Raw genomic sequence first — 18,380 nt, 5'->3', positions numbered from 1 at the left:
AATTACGAAATCTTACTCCACTTATTTTTCCCTTTATAATTTTGGATATAATAATATTTAATGATCTGATGATCAGTTCCTGATAAATGCGGATCTGCTTCCAATATTTTATCAACCATTTTTTTTGTGGTTTTAATGATTGGTGCATCATTCACCAGATCGAGTCTTTTAAAATCAACGACACCGCTTTGCTGAGTTCCCAAAATATCACCTGGACCACGCAATTGCATATCGACCTCAGAAATTTTAAAACCATCATTGGTTTCGGTCATCGTTCTGATTCTTGTTCGGCTTTCGGCAGACATTTTATCGGAGGTCATCAAAATACAGTAGCTCTGTTCGGCTCCTCTTCCAACTCTTCCACGAAGTTGGTGAAGCTGTGAAAGACCAAATCTTTCAGCACTTTCAATTACCATAACTGAAGCATTTGGAACATTTACACCAACTTCAATTACGGTTGTTGCGACCATAATTTGTGACTTTCCTGAGGCAAAATAATTCATCGCGGCATCTTTTTCATCGGGTTTCATTTTCCCGTGAAGCATCGTTACCTCATAATTCGAAAAGTTGTCCATAATATGCTCTAAACCTTCCATCAGATTTTTATAATCTAAAGTTTCAGATTCTTCAATCAACGGATAAACAAAGTAAATCTGTCTGCCTTTTCGTATTTCTTCATGACAGAAATGATAAACATAAGTTCTGTCTTTTTCTCTTCGATGAGCGGTAATGATCGCTTTTCTCCCAACCGGCATTTCATCAATCACAGAAACGTCGAGATCCGAATAAAAGCTCATTGCTAAAGTTCTCGGAATCGGAGTTGCGGTCATCACCAAAATATGAGGCGGAATTTTATTTTTAGCCCACAGTTTCGCTCTTTGAGCGACCCCAAATCGGTGTTGCTCGTCGATAATTGCCAATCCGAGGTTTTTAAATTTTACTTTGTCTTCCAAAACAGCATGAGTTCCTACCAAAATCGACAGCTCACCATTTTCTAATTCATGGTGAATAACCTTTCTCGCAGAAGCTTTTACCGAACCCGTCAAAAGGCTGACTTTAATTTCTGTGTCTTTTAATAGATCTTTAATTCCGTTGTAATGTTGCTGTGCCAGAATTTCCGTCGGAGCCATCAGACAGCTCTGAAAACCATTGTCTAAGGCGATCAACATTGTTAATAAAGCGACCATCGTTTTTCCTGAACCTACATCTCCCTGCAAAAGTCGGTTCATCTGAATCGGCTTTTTCATGTCCATTCGGATTTCCTTTAAAACTCTTTTTTGAGCTCCGGTGAGTTCAAATGGAAGATGTTTTTCGTAAAATCCGGTAAAATGATCACCAACAATCGGAAACGGATTTCCTACAGATTGTGTTTTATGATGAAGCTTTTTTAAAGCATATCCTAGCTGAAAGAAAAATGATTCTTCAAACTTTAAACGCTGATTTGCCTTTTCAAAATAATCTAAATTTTTTGGAAAATGAATGTTTAAAAAAGTCTGTTGCCTCGATAAAAACTTCATCGAACTCATTATAGATTCCGAAAGATTTTCCTGAATAAGATTAGGAATCTCTTTGCAGATATTTCTCAGAATTACCTGAAAGAATTTTTGATTTAAACCTCTTTTCGTTAGCTTTTCAGAACTTGGATAAATAGGTCTTAATCTGTTGTCTTTTTCTTTGTTCTCATCAAGTTCAATTTCCGGATGCGGCATCGAAAACTGATTGTTAAACGCATTGATCTTTCCGAAAATAAAAACTTCGCGGTTGACAGGAAGTTGTTCTTTCAGCCATTTCGAATATTGAAACCAAACCAGATCCATACTTCCGGTGTCGTCATTAAATTTTGCGGTCAGCCTTTTTACTTTTCCGGTGAGGATTTCCTGCACATTGGAAATTTTTCCTTTCAGCTGAATTTCAAGATTGCTTTCCTGAAGTGCGTTTACTTTGTAAACTTTATTTTTATCTAAATACCGGATCGGGTAGAAGTTGAGAAGATCTTCCACAATAGAAATTCCCAACACATTTTTAATGAGTTTGGCTCGCTCAGGACCGATTCCTTTTACATATTCTATGGGGGTTTCTAAAGTCATTTTCCGAGTTTCGTGATGTGTGCTTCGAGTTTTTTATCCGTGTTTTGAATGAAAAAATAAAAGCTCGAATTTCGGTAAAATAAAAAAGACTTCCAAAAAACGGAAGCCTTAATTATATGTTTTAAAACGATTAATCTTTTATTTTAGATCTGAATTTTTTCTGATAATCTTCCCAATCTTGCTTGGTTTTTACTTTTTTGTACAGATCATTCGAGATAAACTCAAGATAAGGTTCTAATTCTTTTGCAGACAATTCGCCTTGCAACATTGTAATAGGTTTTCCATTTTCATCTAGAAAAACTGTACTTGGAACTGCATTTACATTCATAAACTGCGTGAATTCGTGAAGCGAATTTCTTCCTTTTTTGTGAGAAGTGTTTTCATTAGAGAATTTTCGACCGTAGATTTCTATGGTATTTTTATCTTCAGAATTAAATTTAACGGGATAATAATTTTCATTTAAAAACTCATAAATTATGGGATTTCCATACGTTTTTTTATCCATGATTTTACACGGGCCACACCAATCTGCATAAAAATCGATGATGATTTTTTTAGGCTGTGTTTTCTGTGCATTTAATGCTTCTTCAATCGTCATCCATTTTACTTGGGAAAAGGCAAAAACAGAGTGAATAACGAAGATCAATGCAAATATTTTTTTCATCTTATTTGTGATTTAAATTGTTAACGGACTTCCTGCATGAGTTTTTTCACCCACGGAGATATCAAAATTAATACCACACCGGCAATTACGGCATATAATCCTAGTTGTTTGTAACCTTCTGTGTATGTAATTAATGCGTCATAGTTTGTTGAGCCTTCTTTTGCATCCGCTAAACCTGCGCCAATAATTCCAGCAACATATTGACCATAAGCTGAAGCAAGAAACCACATTCCCATCATCATTCCCTGGAGATTTTTGGTGGAAAGTTTCGTCATAATTGATAACCCGATAGGTGAGAGGCATAATTCACCCAAGGTGATTACTAGTAAAGCTAATGTAAAGAAGTTTAAAGAAGTAATTCCCTGTAAATCCGCAAACAATCTGGTCGCAAATAAAACGTAATAGCCTAATCCTAAAAATACAAATCCTAACCCGAATTTAATAATTGTGTTGGGCTCTATTTTTCTTTTGCTCATCCAGATCCATAATAACCCAAGTAATGGTGCAAGGAAAATAATGAAAAATGCTCCTCCGGAATTGTTTACACCATTTGGGTCTAAACCGAATAGATCTTTATTTAAATTTTTAGCAGCAAAAATACTTAATGAACCTCCACTTTGCTCGTAGATCCCCCAGAATAAAATTGAAAACAGAATGAAAATTAAGGCCGCGAAAAGTTTTTTTCTTTCGGTAGCTGTTACTTTGCTCATTTCAAAAAATAGATAAATTAACGTTAAAGGTCCCACTGTCCACATAAAATAATCGGTGTATTCCGGAACGGAAACCATGGTCATAATGATTGGAATGAATATCAATGATAAAATATACACTCCATATTCTTTCCATTTGGGCATTGGAGCTGATTTTGCTTCATGATCAGGATGTCCTGGCTGAAGACCTATTGTTCCTAAACTTCTCTGGGTAAATATGAAATTGATTAAACTGATCACCATTACAATTGCAGCTAATCCGAAAGCAACATTCCAATGCAAACCTTCTGGTATTAAATGGGAAAGTAATTCTCCTTTTCCGATGGCAATACATAAATATCCACCAAGTAAAGCTCCTAAGTTAATTCCTGCATAAAAAAGCGAAAATCCTGCATCAGCTCTCGAGTCATTTGGTTTGTAAAGCTGACCAACCATTGAAGAAATATTTGGTTTAAAAAAACCTGTTCCCACAACGGTAAATGCAATTCCTAAAAAGAAAAATTTATGGGGATCTGTAGCTAAAATTAAACTTCCGATAATCATTAAAAGCCCGCCCCAAAAAAGAGATTTTCTGAATCCTAATATTTTATCTGCGAAAAGCCCACCCACGAAAGTGAAAGCATAAACGAAAGCCTGTGTTGCTCCATATTGAAGATTGGCTTCTTTTTCATGGAAATTAAGTTGTGAAATCATAAAGAAAACCAACATTCCACGCATTCCGTAAAAGCAGAAGCGTTCCCACATTTCGGAAAAAAAGAGTGACCATATTTGCTTTGGATATTTTCCTTTGAAATTTTGTATCTCGTCGAGCGTTAAGTTCATAATAGAAAGTAATTAGAGTATATAATTTTGAAATCGATTAAGATTGTTGTTTTTTGTCTTCCTCATCAAGCTCAAAACGAATTCTGTCTTGATCAATAATTTGTTTTAATTCTTCTTCTTTCGGAAGGTACAATAAATATTTGCTTGCAAATAGATTGTTTTTGTCATTTAAAACAGAATATTTTACAATAGTTTCGTCTTTTTCGGAACATAAAAGAATTCCGATAGTTGGATTGTCGTCTTCGCCTCGTTTAAGATCATCATACATTCTTACGTACATATCGATTTGACCAATGTCTTGATGTGAAAGTTCTCCTGTTTTTAAATCAATAATAACGAAGCATTTCAGAATGTAATTATAGAAAACTAAATCTATGTAAAAATCTGAAGTGTCTGTGCAGATATGTTGTTGTCTTGCTACAAAAGCGAAACCTTTCCCAAATTCTAAAAGAAATTTTTGAATATGGTCGATAATTCTGGTTTCAATTTCTTTTTCTGAAATTTTTTCGTCAGATTTTATCCCTAAAAACTCAAAAATATAAGGATCTTTTAAAACACTATGAATGGTTTCGTGTGAGGATTTTTTATGCTGTAAAACTCTTTCGTAAGCAAGAGAATTGATTTGTCTTTTTAAATCCCGATAGTTCCAGTTATTTTGGATTGATTCATTAATATAATAATTCATTTTATCTGAATTATCTAACCTTATTAACAATCTATAATGTGTCCAGCTCAATTGTTGACGCAATGCGTCAACAATTGGGAAAGCCTGATAAAACTTTCTCATATTGGAAAGATTTGTATAATCAAATCCCTTCCCAAATTCTAAAGTGAGTTTTTTTGAAAGGTTTTTTAAAGTATATTTTCCATATTCCGCTCTTTCTTTTCCTTTTTGTTCGTCTTCAACAATTAATTGTCCGATTTGCCAGTAAGTTAATAATAGAGTAGAATTCGCAATACGAAAAACTTTTTCGCGCGATTGATTAATAATTTCCTTTATGGATTGAAACAAAGAATCTTCAGAAACTTCCATCTTACGAATGTAAAAAAAAACCTCTGAAAAAATCAGAGGTTTTAATTATTATTTTGAAAATACTTTTTATTTTACGCCATGCATCATTTTGCTGATGAATTTGCTTAGTAAAAGAAGCAATAATCCACAAGCAATAACAAATCCTGAAATGTATGTAAATACTTGCCCTGCTCCCAAAGTTTCTACAATTGAAGCTAAGAATCCTCCGATGAAGTTAGCGATTGATGAAGCCAACATCCAAACTGCCATCAAGATTGAAGCTAATTTTGGTGGAGATAATTTTGTAACAACTGATAAACCTACCGGCGAAAGACAAAGTTCACCAATAGTGTGTAGTAAATAAGTCATAATCAACCACATAATTCCTGCTTTGTTTGCAATATCAGCAATGTCTCCGTTTGCATTACGTTCTGCAACAGCTCCAAGCATAAACCAGAAACCAAGACCTAAGATAATCATACCAACACCCATTTTTACAGGAGTAGAAAGTTTTTTACCCAATTTAGAACTCCAGAATATTGCAAATAATGGCGCTAATGTTACAATGAAAATAGGGTTAACCGACTGAAACCAAGATGTTGGAATTTCAAATCCGAAAACATTTCTATTGATAAATTTATCTGTATATAAAGATAGAGAAGATCCTGCCTGTTCGAAACCAGCCCAAAAGAATACCGCAAATAAGAATAAAATAAAGATTACTGTAATTCTTTGTCCTTCTTCAGGTTTAGTTAAAGCTTTTCCTGTTACTGGGTTGATAGATTGTCCTTCAGTAGTTACTTTATCTTCAGTTCCTGTTGTTTTTACAGGTTTTCTACCCAAATCTCCCAAATATTTTTGAGCAAAAATATTAAATACAACCTGACCTAAAAACATTCCGATTCCCGCTGTAAGGAAACCGTATCTATATCCATAAGCAATAGAACCGTCTGCATTGGTTGTTGCAAAAAGGTTATCTGTAAAATATCCGATAATGAAAGGCGCAATTAAAGCTCCTAAGTTGATTCCCATGTAGAAAATAGAGAATGCAGAATCTCTTCTGTCGTCGCCATCTGCATATAAACCACCCACTAAAGTAGAAATATTAGGTTTAAAGAAACCATTTCCGATGATTAGTAAGGCTAAACCGATGTAAAGTCCGGTTGTGGTATTCATTCCGAATAATACAAACTGTCCAATCATCATGGTGATACCACCGATTGTAATTGCCAAACGTTTTCCTAAAAATTTATCGGCAAGCCAACCTCCGATAAGCGGTGTAAAATAAACAAGACCGGTGAAGTAACCATATAATAAGGTTGCATTCTGCTCATCCATTCCTAATCCTCCTTCAATTAATTTCTTAGTTAAATAAAGGATCAAAATTGCACGCATTCCGTAATAAGAAAAACGCTCCCACATCTCGGTGAAGAACAAAAGGTACAAACCTTTAGGATGTCCTTTCTTCTGTACTGTATCCATATTTGATTGTTAAATTTCTGTTAAGACCCACAAATATAGTTTTTTTTGGGTTTTTGGCAAGGTTTTAATTCTATTTTTAAAATAAAAAAGCCGCAGAATCGTCTACGGCTATTTATTTCTTATTTCGGGGGATTAATTTACACCCTTTTCTTTCATGATTTTATTAAGTCTTTTTAATATTGAAAGTCCCAGTAAAGTAGCTAAAAGCAATAATCCGAAATTTACAATGAAGAAATTAGCTTTATTGTCATAGTCGTACCAGAAGCTCGCTAAAACCCCAGAAAGTTTGTTTCCGATTGATGTTGAAAGGAAAAATCCACCCATCATCAAAGCTGTTAATCTTGGTGGCGAAAGTTTTGAAACCAAAGATAATCCCATCGGCGAAAGACAAAGTTCTCCGACTGTAATTACTCCATAAGCTGCAACCAACCATAAAGCAGATACTTTTACTAAACCGTTTTGTCCGGCATAAACAGCTCCAACCATTACCAAACATGATAGTGCGGAGATAAATAATCCTAAAACAATTTTTGAAGGAGTACTCGGTTCTTTTCCTTTTCTGCGAAGCATCATGAAGAATGCAACGACAACAGGAGTCAATAGAATTACCCAACCCGGATTAATCGACTGGAACAATTCTGTATTGTAAAGATTTACTGTTTGTGAAGGATTGGCTTCCAGTTTTGCCTTGTCTGCTTCAGAAATATTTCTGAAATAAATATCTTTTCCTTGCTCCTTTAAAGCTTTGCCGTCTTTGTCTTTTTTTACCTGATATTGGTCGTCATACACAGAAACTTCTTTGTCAAGATAGTCTTTTTTGTCAACTAAGAAAATTGATTCTAAAGGTTTTTCTATAGCTGCAGGAACGGTTCTTTCTGTGTAAAAATTTGCCCAACGAGTCAAAGCGGTTCCGTTTTGCTTGAAAACAGCCCAAAACATTAAGCTTACCGCAAAAATTGCCAATAATGCACCAATTGGTTTTTTGTCTTCTGCATTTGCTTTTACATAAAGCATGACGTAAAAATAAATCACAGGAATACACGCAAAAATAAATGCGTCTGTACTGTTGCTTCCGAAAATATTGCTTCCAAAAATATAGCCAGGTAAAAACCAACCAATCAATCCGAAAATTACTGCAGGTAAAAATACTTTCACCAAAACATCAGAAATTTTAGTATCTCCTTCTTGTGCAGGTTTCAAAACATTTGCCTGAAGAATATGCTGTCTTCCGATGGTGAAAACCAAAAGTCCTACAAACATTCCTACTCCGGCGGTCATGAAAGCTGGTCCCCATCCGTATTTGTTACGCATGAAAGCAGCAATAATATTACAGACAAAAGCACCAATGTTGATTCCCATATAGAAAATATTGTATCCTGCATCTTTATTGGCTTTGTAAGGTTCTTCGTTGTATAAATTTCCTAACAATGTAGAAATACTTGGTTTAAAAAATCCGTTTCCGATGATAATTAAAGCTAATGAAGCATAAAATAGAGGGAGTTCTTTAAAAAAACCAATTCCGAGATAACCCAGTCCCATCAAGAATCCGCCAATGTAGATTGCTTTGATGTATCCTAAAACTCTGTCGGCTAAAAATCCACCCAAAAATGGCGTTAAATAAGTCAGTGCGATAAAAGTTCCGAAAATATCATCAGCGCTTTTATCGTCAAAAGCCAATCCGCCTTTTTCGCTGTCGATCATGTACAGCACAAAAATTCCGAGGATTAAATAATAGCCGAAACGCTCCCACATTTCTGTGAAAAATAGATAGGGAAGTCCTTTAGGATGTTTGGTTTTCATGTATAAGATTTTTACAATTTCACAAATATAAAATTTTAAAAACAATATTTGAATTTTATTAACTTTGAGTAAAATAAAAGATAGAAAATGGAAACCACTATAAAAGATATTGAAAGTAATTTGGAAACCTTACCGAAAGAGTTTCTGTATGAAGTAAATGATTTTATTGATTTTCTGAAGTATAAATATTTTAAGGAAAAACAATATGAAGTTCCTGAATGGCAAAAAGATGAAGTGAGAAAAAGAGTGAGGTATTCACAAAATCATCCTGAAAGTTTTGTTTCTGAGTCTGAAATGAATGATTATCTAAATGACTTAGAAAGTGGTGACTAAATTAATATACAGCCATTTTGTAAAAAATGATTTAAAAGAAATCAATGATTGGTACAGAAAAATTGATAAAAAACTCTGGGCTAATTTTCTTAAAGACTTTCGTTCTAAAATTAATTTTATAAAAGAAAACCCTTTAGCTTGTGAACTTAAATATGATAATAATAGAATCGTTTTTCTCAAGAAATTTCCCTTTGGCATTCATTATTTCTATAACAAAGAGAAGAATTTAATTGAAATATATTCTGTTTTTCACACTTCCAGAAATCCAGAACAATGGAGAGACAGAAAATAAAAAATCCGAATCTTAGGTGAGATTCGGATTTTTTTATATTTAATTCAGATAAAATCTTAAAGATTCTCCAAAATAAAATCTGTCATTTTTTGATATAATTGTGGTCTTGTTTGTCCACCGTAAATTCCGTGGTTTTTATCAGGATAAGCCATAAACTCAAACTGTTTTTTGTTTTGAATTAAAGCTTCAGAGAATTCCATAGAATTTTGGAAATGTACGTTGTCATCGGCTGTTCCGTGGATCAATAAGAATTTACCTTTCAACAAATTAGCATAAGTTGTAGGCGAATTATCATCATACCCTGCAGGATTTTCCTGTGGTGTTAGTAAAAATCTTTCGGTGTAAACTGAATCATAATATCTCCAGTTGGTCACTGGTGCAACGGCGATTCCTGCTTTGAAAACATCGGCACCTTTTGTCATTGCCAAACTTGCCATATATCCTCCAAAACTCCATCCGAAAATTCCGATTCTTGTTTTATCGATATATTTTTGATTTCCTAACCATTTTGCTGCAACAATTTGATCTTCAATCTCGTATTTTCCTAAGTTTTTATAGGTTACTTTTTTGAATTTTGCTCCTTTATAACCAGTTCCACGTCCGTCTACACAAGCAATGATGTATCCTTTTTGAGCCAACATTTCAAACCAAAGTGCATTTCCATTGTCCCAAGAATTAGAAACTTGTTGAGATCCGGGACCAGAATATTGGTACATGAATAATGGATATTTCTTGTTTGGGTCGAAGTTTTTAGGTTTAATGATCCAAGCGTTCATCTGATCTCCTGCAGCATTCGGAATCGTAATAAATTCTTTTACTGCAAATTGATCTGCTTGTAATTTTTTAAGCTGATCATCATTATTTTGAAGTTCTTTCAACTGCTTTCCGTTCCCGTCTTTCAAAACAAAAGTGTAAGGTTTTGCTGCTGTAGAAGAAGTTTCGATGAAATAATTGTAATTCTTACTGAAGTTTGCGTCATTATTTCCTTCTGCATTTGAAATCAACTGCGATTTTCCATTCTGGATATTGATTTTAGAAACCACTTTATTGATGCTTCCTTTTTCTGTAGTCTGAACGAAAATTTCCTGAGATTTAGGATTGTAACCATAGTATTCTGTTACTTCCCAATTTCCTTTTGTAACCTGCTTTTTCAGCTTTCCATCTTTGTCAAACCAATACAAATGACGGAAACCATCTCTTTCTGAAGCCCAAAGAAAACTGTTGTCATCAAGGAATTCTAAAGTTACATTGTCTGTATCAATCCACTTGTCATCAGTTTCTGTAAACAATTTTTTTGCTTCACCGGTTTTGGTATTTACTTTTAAAACATCAGACGCATTTTGTGTTCTTTGTGAAGTAATTAAAACAATTTCATCTGCATTCGCTGTCTGAATAACATTTGGAATGTAATAGTTTTTAAATTGATCAAGATCTACTTTTGTCTTTTTCCCGTCTGCTAAATGATAAATATGAGCGGTTGCAACAGAGTTTTTTTCTCCAGCTTTAGGATATTTATAACGCATTTCGGTCGGGTAAAGTGATTTTCCGTAAAGAGGAATGTAAATTTCCGGAACATCGGTTTCCACCAATTTTACAAATAAAATGTCTGCTGAGTTTTTAGTCCATTCATACAATCTTGCATGTCCGAATTCTTCTTCATATACCCAGTCTGCCAAACCATTCAGAACTTTATTTTTCACTCCGTGTTCTGTAATCTGAGTGATTTTTCCTGAATTTAAATCCTGATAAAACAAATTGTTATCAACAATGAAAGCAATTTTGGTAGCATCTGGTGAAAATCTTGGTTCCTGAACTGGTTTTCCGTCATTTAAACTCAAAACTTTGCCAGATTTTAAATCTTTAACATCATAAACTCCTAAAAAAGAATGTCTGTAAATAGGCTGACTTTCTTTTAATAAAAGAATCTTAGACTCATCATCAGAAAACTCATAGCTTTCAAAATTTCCATCGACCAGATTTCCTTCTTTTTGAGATGTTTTGTAAGAATATTTTGCAATTCCACCTTGCTCGATGACCAAATAATTTTCACCGTTTTTCATAGATGCAATTCCGGCAATGCCTTTGCCACGGTAGTATCCTGAATATATTTTATCTAAAGTGATTTCCTGTGACGTAGCATTTTGAAACGCTGCAATAACAGTAAGGGTAAGTAAGAATTTTTTCATTGCTTAATTTAAAGAATTTCAAAGATAATAATTTTATTAATCTGATAAGAAAAAGCTTTTGTTGCAATGTTTTGGCAAAAGAATTGAATATATTTTATAACCAAAGAAAAATAATTATGGAAACTAATAAAAAACTTAATCGTTATGATCTAAAAGATCAAGTAGTAATTACAGGATTTTCAAACTTTAATGAGGCTGAAAATTTTGTACAAAATGAAGGCGGGGAATTGGTTGAGGTGGCTTTTAAAGATGGAAACGATAATCCGCAGATTACTGATGAGGCAGGAATTATTGAGAAAAAACTCCATTATTTTGTAGAAGCAGGTCCGGAATATAAATTTATACATTCTTCTGATCCCGGTTTTAAGCAATATGCAGCTGAACTTCAAAAGATCAAAGCAAGTATGGATAAAACAGGTCCTGAAGAAAGATATTTTGCCAGTTTTGAAATTGAAAATACGGAAGATCCAATTATTGTTATAAAAAATGATCATTTAGAATCGGTAACTTCAAGAGAGCGATCAAAATATCTGAAACACGCCTGTGTTTATGAAATCGGTGTTTCGAAATCCAAATCTTAAAATTTAAATATCATGAGCAAGACAAAATATTCAGAAAAAGCTCAGGAAAAAGTGGGAAAAGTGATGAAGGAGTTTAAAGAAGGTGAGTTAAAATCTTCCTCTGGAGAAAAAGTTACTAACAGAAAACAAGCCGTTGCAATCGGTATTTCTGAAGCTAAAGAAGCTGGCTTGAAAGTTCCCAAGCAGAAAAAGAAAAATGACTAAAATAAAAATCGGTTTGAGTATTTCAAACCGATTTTTATTTGGATTAATCAGAAATGTGGTTTTTAAAAAAATTACACTTTATGATTATACAAAATGCTGTAATATTCGTCTGCCATTCTATCGCTGTTGAAATTTTGCTTCACATCTTTCATAGAATTTTGCTGTATTTTTCGCCATTTATCAGGTTGATCGTAATAGATTGGAAGAATTTCGTTTTCAAGAATTTCATATAATTTGTTGAAATCATATCGGTCTTGTTCATAAATGCTCATATTCATGTAATCTGCTTTCGGAACAACGAAAGAATTTTCTCCGTGTTTTGCAAACTCAGGAATCCAGCCATCGTCAGTGGAAAGGTTTACAGAACCGTTCATTGCAGCGGTCATTCCTGATGTTCCTGAAGCTTCTCTGGGAACTCTCGGATTATTTAACCAGAGATCTGAACCTTGTTTTAAAGATTTACTTAAAGCCAATTCATATCCCGTTAAAACCGCCATGTTTTTGTGGTTTTTGCTTTCCTCTACCAAAACATTGAAGGTGGAGATCGAAGAATAATCCATCGGATAAGGTTTTCCCGCCCAAATAATCTGAACCGGATATTTTGGATTGTTGAGTAGTTTTCTGAATCTTTCTTTATCCTGCAAAAGCAAATCTGCTCTTTTATAACCTGCAAACCTTCTTGCCCAAACTATTGTAAATATATTAGGGTCAAATAAATTTCCGGTTTGATCGGCTACAATTCTGAATAATCTCTTTTTTAAAATTTTCTTTCTGTAGTCGAAAAGAGTGTCGTTTTTTTCGTCTTTAGAATTGTAAAGTTCTTTGTCGCCCCAATATTTGAATTCCTGTGCATTGGTAATCGATTTGATTTCACAGATTCCGGGATATTTACTCCACATTGCTCGGGAAACTTCACCGTGTAGTTTTGAAACACCGTTTGCAATTCTTGCCATTTTCAAAGCACAAAGTGAATGATTGAAAAGTTCTCCGTCAGAACCTTCTATCGCTTTTGCTTCTTCCATGCTTAAACCTGAGAAATAAGACATATCGTAGCATAGTTTCAGATTGTGCTTTTCGTTTCCTGCTTCTTCAGGGGTATGTGTTGTAAAAACCAGTTTTTCTTTTACTTTCTGAATATCTCCGTCGTATTTTTTCAATAAATGAAACGCTGCAGGAAGTCCGTGAGCTTCATTCAGATGATAAACATCTCTTTCGATATTCATTTCATCTAAAAGTTTTGCACCTCCTTTTCCCAGAAGGATGTATTGTGCAAGTTTTGTAGATTCGTTGGCGTCGTACAATCTGTGGCAAATTGTTTTTGAAATATGATCATTTTCAGGTACGTCTGTGGAAAGAAAAAACATCGGTGCAGTATTGAAAATTTCAGGATCAAGATACCAAACTTTTACCCAAACCGGAGCACTGTGAATTTCAATTTGAAATTTTATCCCTGTATCTTCAAGAAAGCTATACATTTTTCTTGTCCATGTAGGTTGTAAAGTCTGATCATGATTTCTCGCCTGATCGTAATACCCGAATTTCCATAAAATTCCGATCCCGATAAGATCCTGATTAAGATTGTAGGCACTTCTCATATGTGAACCTGCTAAAAAACCTAATCCTCCGGAATATATTTTTAAAACCTGCTCAAGAGCAAATTCCATTGAAAAATAAGCGACTTTTTCAGCATATTTTGGATTAATACTGAAAGGTATTTGAAAATTTTTAAAATCCATTAAATGTGTATTTTATTGTTATCGGATAAAATCCGGATTTGAATTTAAATAATAAATTACTACTCCAAGCAAGATAATGAAGGTAATTGAAAAATTTATAAGTAAGCTTAAAATAAAGTTAACAATTACTTTACCAACTTCAAATTTTGATAATAACTGAAAGATTGTCCAAATGAATATTCCATAAATAAAAATATTGCCTATAAACATGATTCCGGGTAATACTTTATTGGCCAAAAATAAAACTATTGTAATGATCATTGTCTGAATCATGCAGAATGAAAAAATGAGTAACCATTCGAAAAATGAATATTGTGTCATTTTTTTGAAAACGAAATAAAAACCAATGGACGTTAACGGAACTTGCAATAAATATAAAAGTGTAAGGTGATTAAAAATCCATTCTGCAGCTTGGGTAAAAAATGTGATTACTATCTTTTCCGTATCGTTTTGATTAGTTGATTGTATTGTGTCAAGACCTGAAAGAATATTATCACTATATACATAATGGTTAATCAAGACCATTATCGTAGATAGAATAACAATATAAATAATCGGGCTAAAATGATTTTTTCTTTTGCCTTCCAGATATTCTCTTATCATAATTCCCGGCTTTGTAAACAAAGCTTTGGTGGTGTGTATAATTCCTCCGTCGAGGTGCAGTATTCCGTGAACTAATTCGTGGATTACATAGTGTAAATTTATTTTATGGGTATCGGTATTTTGTCCGCATTTGGAGCAAAACTTATCATCTTCATTCAGACTGTGGTGGCAGTTTTTACATTCAGCATGTATTGCGTTCATAAATAGTAGTTTTTATTCAAAGATAAAAATTCAGAGATAAAATTAAATATTAAATGAATTTTAAATTTTTTGTTTTTCACTGAATGTATCTTATAATTTCATATATTTAATACATAAATTTTTGATTATCAAAAACTTTCAGTCTTAACCGTGAAAACATGTGTCATTATTAACTTTTAAAAGACCACACATGAAAAGAGCATTTTCTGATGAAGATTTAATAAAAAATCTCAGCCTGTATCATCTCAATCGGCATTTGAAGAAGAAGCCGATGGAAAAATATCACCGAAAGATTGATGAATCAAAACTTCATGACCGCGAAAAGTATAAGAAAAAAGCAGAAATTTTATTGCTTAACTCTTTTATGCATCATTTTCCGGAAGTTACTTTTGATAATCTTACCTGCGAAAGCCCCGATTTTATTGCCACTCTTAACGAAAAAAAGATAGGAATAGAATTGACAGAAGTGATTAATCATCTTGAAATGAAAAAGGTGGAAAGTAACTTAAATAAGATTTTCCGTCAGGCAGAAATATTACTCGAACAAGAAGACACTACGAAATATCGTGGTGTTTATTTTTTAGAATTTCATACAAATATTAAGTTTGATTCTCTGGAAAATCAGCAGGAAATTATTCTGAATATTTATAAAAGCATTAAAAAAGGAAAACCTGTTGGCTGTGTGAAAAATATCCGAAAATCTTCTCACCGCAGAAATGTTTTTATTACGTATGAATATAATATGAGCCTTTTTGATGAGCTCTGTTCCGAGAAAATTATTGAACTGATCGAAAAAAAGAACGAAAAATTTCCATATTACGATACTTCTGTTGATGAATGTTGGCTGGTTATTGTTTCAGATATGAATTCTATTGCATCGCGATATACTTTTATTCAAGACAGGGAACATTTAGCTGAGGTAAAAAGCCCTTTTCATAAGATCTTTCACCTCGAAAACCTTTGTGGAAACATGACTAGTATTAAATAGTTTTGCTAAATAGGTATGAATAATTTAATATGAATATTGTTTTATTAATAAATATTTTGTTTTTGTCATTATTTGGTGAGATTAATTAAATTTAGCTATATTTGATATACTTTAACTAATAATCAATTAGATATGAAAAAAACTCTACTATTCATTCTTTTTTGTATTTCACAAAGCTTTTATTCACAGGCAGATTGTTCTACGGCTTTAGCTGTTTGCGGAAATTCTAGTATTACATATAGTCCCACAGGAATTGGTCTGGTTGATGAATCATTGGGAGGCTGTCTCATAGATGGCGAACACAATTCAATATGGTATAAATTAACAATTGCGACCAGTGGAACGCTTACCTTTGATTTGATTCCCACCAATCCCAATGCAGATTATGACTGGGCGATTTATGGACCAAACGCTGTTTGTGGAAGTTTAGGTTCACCAATTCGATGCAATGCGGCAACCGTAATCGGAGTAGGCGCTGCAACAGGGTTGAATATGACAAGTACAATTACAAGTGCAGCGGGAGGTTCTACAACTCCTTATTGTCAATATATGGATGTAGTTGCAGGGCAAACTTATTATTTATATATAGACAACTGGGTTGGAGCAGGTGGAAGTACAACAGCGCCATTTTCTTTAACTTGGGGCGGAACTGCTACTTTAGCTTCTCCTTTTACAAACCCTGCATTACAGCCGAATCCGTTTGTTCCGCCGGGAATTCCTGCGGCTAACCCGAATGATCCGAGAGAGATTCTTATCTGCTCAAGTCCTGCTTTGTTTGATTTCAGTACACTAACTGCAGGAATCTTAAATGGAAACCCCAATTTTACGATTTCTTATCATACATCACAAAATGATGCGCTTTCCGGAGCAAGCCCTATTACAGCACCTTTGATTGTGAATACAACTACAACTTATTATTATAGTATTCATTATCAAGATCCAACGAATCCTAATAATGTACTTAATTCGTGCCGCCAAATTGGTGCTTTTAAATTTAAATTAGGAAATATAACGGCGAATGATGCTACAATTTTTGCGTGTAATAACAATAAAAGTGGTCAAGCTACATTTAACTTAACTACTGCAAACGTTTTTGGGGGTACAAACGTGACAATAACTTATTACCCTACCTTGGCTGCTTTAAATTCCGGAACAGGGCAAATTTCAAATCCAAATATACATTTGTCAGCTGAAGGAATTGTATATGCTGATGTTAAAACAAACGACGGCTGTTCAGATGTAGCGGAGATCACTCTGCGTTTTTACCCTGAAGTTGTAGTAAACGATGCTACTTTGAGAGCTTGTATATTTGATGTTAATCTTAAGACGGCTTCTTTTAATCTTACGACAGCTTCTGTGACAGCTCAGTCTGGGGTTACCAAGAAATTTTATCCTTCGCTTACAGACGCTACGAACGGTACAAACGAAATAATTCCTTTCACTAATTTTATTTCACCCAATGCTATGGTTTATGTAAAAGTAATAGATGGAAACGGTTGTTATGGGATTTCTAAAATCACCCTAGAAGTAATTCCGCCGGTATATTCCACTGTTTTAAAAGATAAAACCATTTGTATCGAAGATAAAACCACTTTGGATGCAGGAGCTGGATTTGATGGTTATGAATGGAGTACAGGAGCGACAACACAAACGATCTCTAATGTTGGTGTAGGAAATTATTGGGTGAAATTAAAAACCGGAGAATGTATCATTTTGCAAAATGTAAAAGTATATTCTTCAGAACAGCCGGTTATTACAAGTGTTGATATTTCTAATACGACTATAACAATTAATGTAAACGGAGGAAAAGCTCCTTACCAATATTCAATGGATGGTATCGCTTGGCAAGATTCTAACGTATTTACGAATGTAAAAAGAGGAGATCATAAAGTCTACGTGAAAGACGCTTACGATTGCGAACCAATAGAAATCGGAATTGTCGTTCCTAATTTGGTGAATGTGATCACGCCAAACGGAGACGGCATCAATGATGTAATAGATTATTCTGCTTTGGCAAGCAAACAGAATTTGATCTTCAATGTTTTTGATAGATACGGAAACAAAATTTTCCAGGCAGATAAGCTGAATAATTATAAATGGGACGGAACTGCAGGTAATAAAAAAGTTCCTACCGGAAATTATTGGTATTCTGTATCATGGAACGAAAATGATAAAAAAGGAACACCAATTAAGTACTCAGGCTGGGTATTGGTGAAAAACAGAGAATAATTAGAAATGATTAAATAGAACAAGAGCCATCTTTTTTTAAGGTGGCTCTTGTTAATTAAAAGATTTTGTATCTTTAAAATAATCAGAGAGATAAAGTATTTTTCCACATTCTGAAAATTGTATGATGGTACAGATTTCATTAGTGTAACTTCCTTTTCCGGATATGTTGCCTAAAGAGTTGGTCTGGTAAAAATATTTGTTATTTCCTAGGTTGAAAATTTCAGAAACGCTCCATTCAATTTTTTCATATCGTTTGAAAATAGCCCTGAATAACGCTAAGATCCTGCTTTTTCCTGAAATTTCTTTTGTAGGCGGAATCCAAATCACAGTTTCATCTGTAAACCATTTTTCAAGCTTTTCAATGTTTAAGGAGTTTAAATCCTGCATAAAATGGCTAATCTTACAATTCATAGGTTGCAATTTACATTTATATACGTGAAAAATCTTAAA

The 18,380-nt window shown here is 33.8% G+C and carries 15 protein-coding genes and 1 pseudogene; 6 read left to right on the top strand and 10 right to left on the bottom strand.

Going from position 1 to position 18,380, the window contains the following annotated elements; all coding sequences use genetic code 11:
• Positions 1 to 2: 2 nt before the first annotated feature.
• The 6 genes and pseudogenes from recG to OEW74_RS14890 form a co-directional block, all read right to left on the bottom strand.
• Positions 3 to 2,093 (bottom strand): annotated as a pseudogene (recG, locus tag OEW74_RS14915) (ATP-dependent DNA helicase RecG); the annotation flags it as partial.
• Positions 2,094 to 2,217: 124 nt separating this feature from the next.
• Positions 2,218 to 2,751, bottom strand: a complete 534-nt coding sequence (locus tag OEW74_RS14910) for a thioredoxin family protein (RefSeq protein ID WP_265429227.1) — start codon at positions 2,749 to 2,751, stop codon at positions 2,218 to 2,220.
• A 20-nt stretch (positions 2,752 to 2,771) separates the two neighbouring features.
• Positions 2,772 to 4,283 carry a peptide MFS transporter gene (locus OEW74_RS14905; RefSeq protein WP_265429226.1) on the bottom strand — a complete coding sequence of 504 codons (1,512 nt, stop codon included), beginning with the start codon at positions 4,281 to 4,283 and terminating at the stop codon, positions 2,772 to 2,774.
• Positions 4,284 to 4,320: 37 nt separating this feature from the next.
• Positions 4,321 to 5,316, bottom strand: coding sequence for a PDDEXK nuclease domain-containing protein (locus tag OEW74_RS14900; RefSeq protein ID WP_265429225.1), 996 nt, complete (start codon positions 5,314 to 5,316; stop codon positions 4,321 to 4,323).
• Between the two features lie 66 nt (positions 5,317 to 5,382).
• Complete coding sequence (locus OEW74_RS14895) at positions 5,383 to 6,777, bottom strand: peptide MFS transporter (protein WP_265429224.1); 1,395 nt, start codon at positions 6,775 to 6,777, stop codon at positions 5,383 to 5,385.
• 132 nt (positions 6,778 to 6,909) lie between these two features.
• Positions 6,910 to 8,577 carry a peptide MFS transporter gene (locus OEW74_RS14890; protein ID WP_265429223.1) on the bottom strand — a complete coding sequence of 556 codons (1,668 nt, stop codon included), beginning with the start codon at positions 8,575 to 8,577 and terminating at the stop codon, positions 6,910 to 6,912.
• 87 nt (positions 8,578 to 8,664) lie between these two features.
• On the opposite strand from OEW74_RS14890, the gene OEW74_RS14885 reads away from it, so the two are divergent.
• Positions 8,665 to 8,910: a hypothetical protein gene (locus OEW74_RS14885; protein WP_265429222.1), complete on the top strand. Its 246-nt coding sequence runs from the start codon at positions 8,665 to 8,667 to the stop codon at positions 8,908 to 8,910.
• Positions 8,903 to 9,202: a type II toxin-antitoxin system RelE/ParE family toxin gene (locus OEW74_RS14880; RefSeq protein ID WP_265429221.1), complete on the top strand. Its 300-nt coding sequence runs from the start codon at positions 8,903 to 8,905 to the stop codon at positions 9,200 to 9,202. Before OEW74_RS14885 ends, OEW74_RS14880 begins: the two co-directional genes overlap by 8 nt.
• Positions 9,203 to 9,258: 56 nt before the next feature.
• On the opposite strand, the gene OEW74_RS14875 is transcribed toward OEW74_RS14880, so the two are convergent.
• Positions 9,259 to 11,388 (bottom strand): S9 family peptidase, encoded by a 2,130-nt coding sequence (locus OEW74_RS14875; protein ID WP_265429220.1) that lies wholly within the window; start codon positions 11,386 to 11,388, stop codon positions 9,259 to 9,261.
• 116 nt (positions 11,389 to 11,504) lie between these two features.
• Here OEW74_RS14875 and OEW74_RS14870 point away from each other — a divergent pair, with 116 nt between their 5' ends.
• Together OEW74_RS14870 and OEW74_RS14865 are read left to right on the top strand one after the other, a co-directional pair.
• Positions 11,505 to 11,969 (top strand): hypothetical protein, encoded by a 465-nt coding sequence (locus OEW74_RS14870; protein WP_265429219.1) that lies wholly within the window; start codon positions 11,505 to 11,507, stop codon positions 11,967 to 11,969.
• Positions 11,970 to 11,981: 12 nt separating this feature from the next.
• Positions 11,982 to 12,173, top strand: coding sequence for a DUF6496 domain-containing protein (locus OEW74_RS14865; protein WP_265429218.1), 192 nt, complete (start codon positions 11,982 to 11,984; stop codon positions 12,171 to 12,173).
• Positions 12,174 to 12,244: 71 nt separating this feature from the next.
• Here the strand turns inward: OEW74_RS14865 and glgP are convergent, their stop codons facing one another.
• Together glgP and OEW74_RS14855 are read right to left on the bottom strand one after the other, a co-directional pair.
• Complete coding sequence (gene glgP, locus OEW74_RS14860; protein WP_265429217.1) at positions 12,245 to 13,909, bottom strand: alpha-glucan family phosphorylase; 1,665 nt, start codon at positions 13,907 to 13,909, stop codon at positions 12,245 to 12,247.
• An 18-nt stretch (positions 13,910 to 13,927) separates the two neighbouring features.
• The gene (locus OEW74_RS14855; RefSeq protein WP_265429216.1) at positions 13,928 to 14,713 is read right to left on the bottom strand and encodes a DUF3667 domain-containing protein; all 786 of its coding nucleotides are present in this window, start codon (positions 14,711 to 14,713) and stop codon (positions 13,928 to 13,930) included.
• 190 nt (positions 14,714 to 14,903) lie between these two features.
• On the opposite strand from OEW74_RS14855, the gene OEW74_RS14850 reads away from it, so the two are divergent.
• Positions 14,904 to 15,701, top strand: coding sequence for a hypothetical protein (locus tag OEW74_RS14850; protein WP_265429215.1), 798 nt, complete (start codon positions 14,904 to 14,906; stop codon positions 15,699 to 15,701).
• Between the two features lie 132 nt (positions 15,702 to 15,833).
• On the top strand, positions 15,834 to 17,930 hold the full coding sequence (locus OEW74_RS14845) for a T9SS type B sorting domain-containing protein (protein ID WP_265429214.1): 2,097 nt from the start codon (positions 15,834 to 15,836) through the stop codon (positions 17,928 to 17,930).
• Between the two features lie 51 nt (positions 17,931 to 17,981).
• Here OEW74_RS14845 and OEW74_RS14840 read toward each other — a convergent pair whose 3' ends face one another.
• Complete coding sequence (locus OEW74_RS14840) at positions 17,982 to 18,341, bottom strand: nuclear transport factor 2 family protein (protein ID WP_265429213.1); 360 nt, start codon at positions 18,339 to 18,341, stop codon at positions 17,982 to 17,984.
• Positions 18,342 to 18,380 lie beyond the last annotated feature (39 nt).

Origin of the sequence: Chryseobacterium sp. YIM B08800, assembly GCF_026163565.1 — a bacterium.
GTDB lineage: Bacteria > Bacteroidota > Bacteroidia > Flavobacteriales > Weeksellaceae > Chryseobacterium.
The sequence above is the reverse complement of the archived record's forward strand: the minus strand, read 5'-3'. Positions and strand labels throughout refer to the sequence as shown.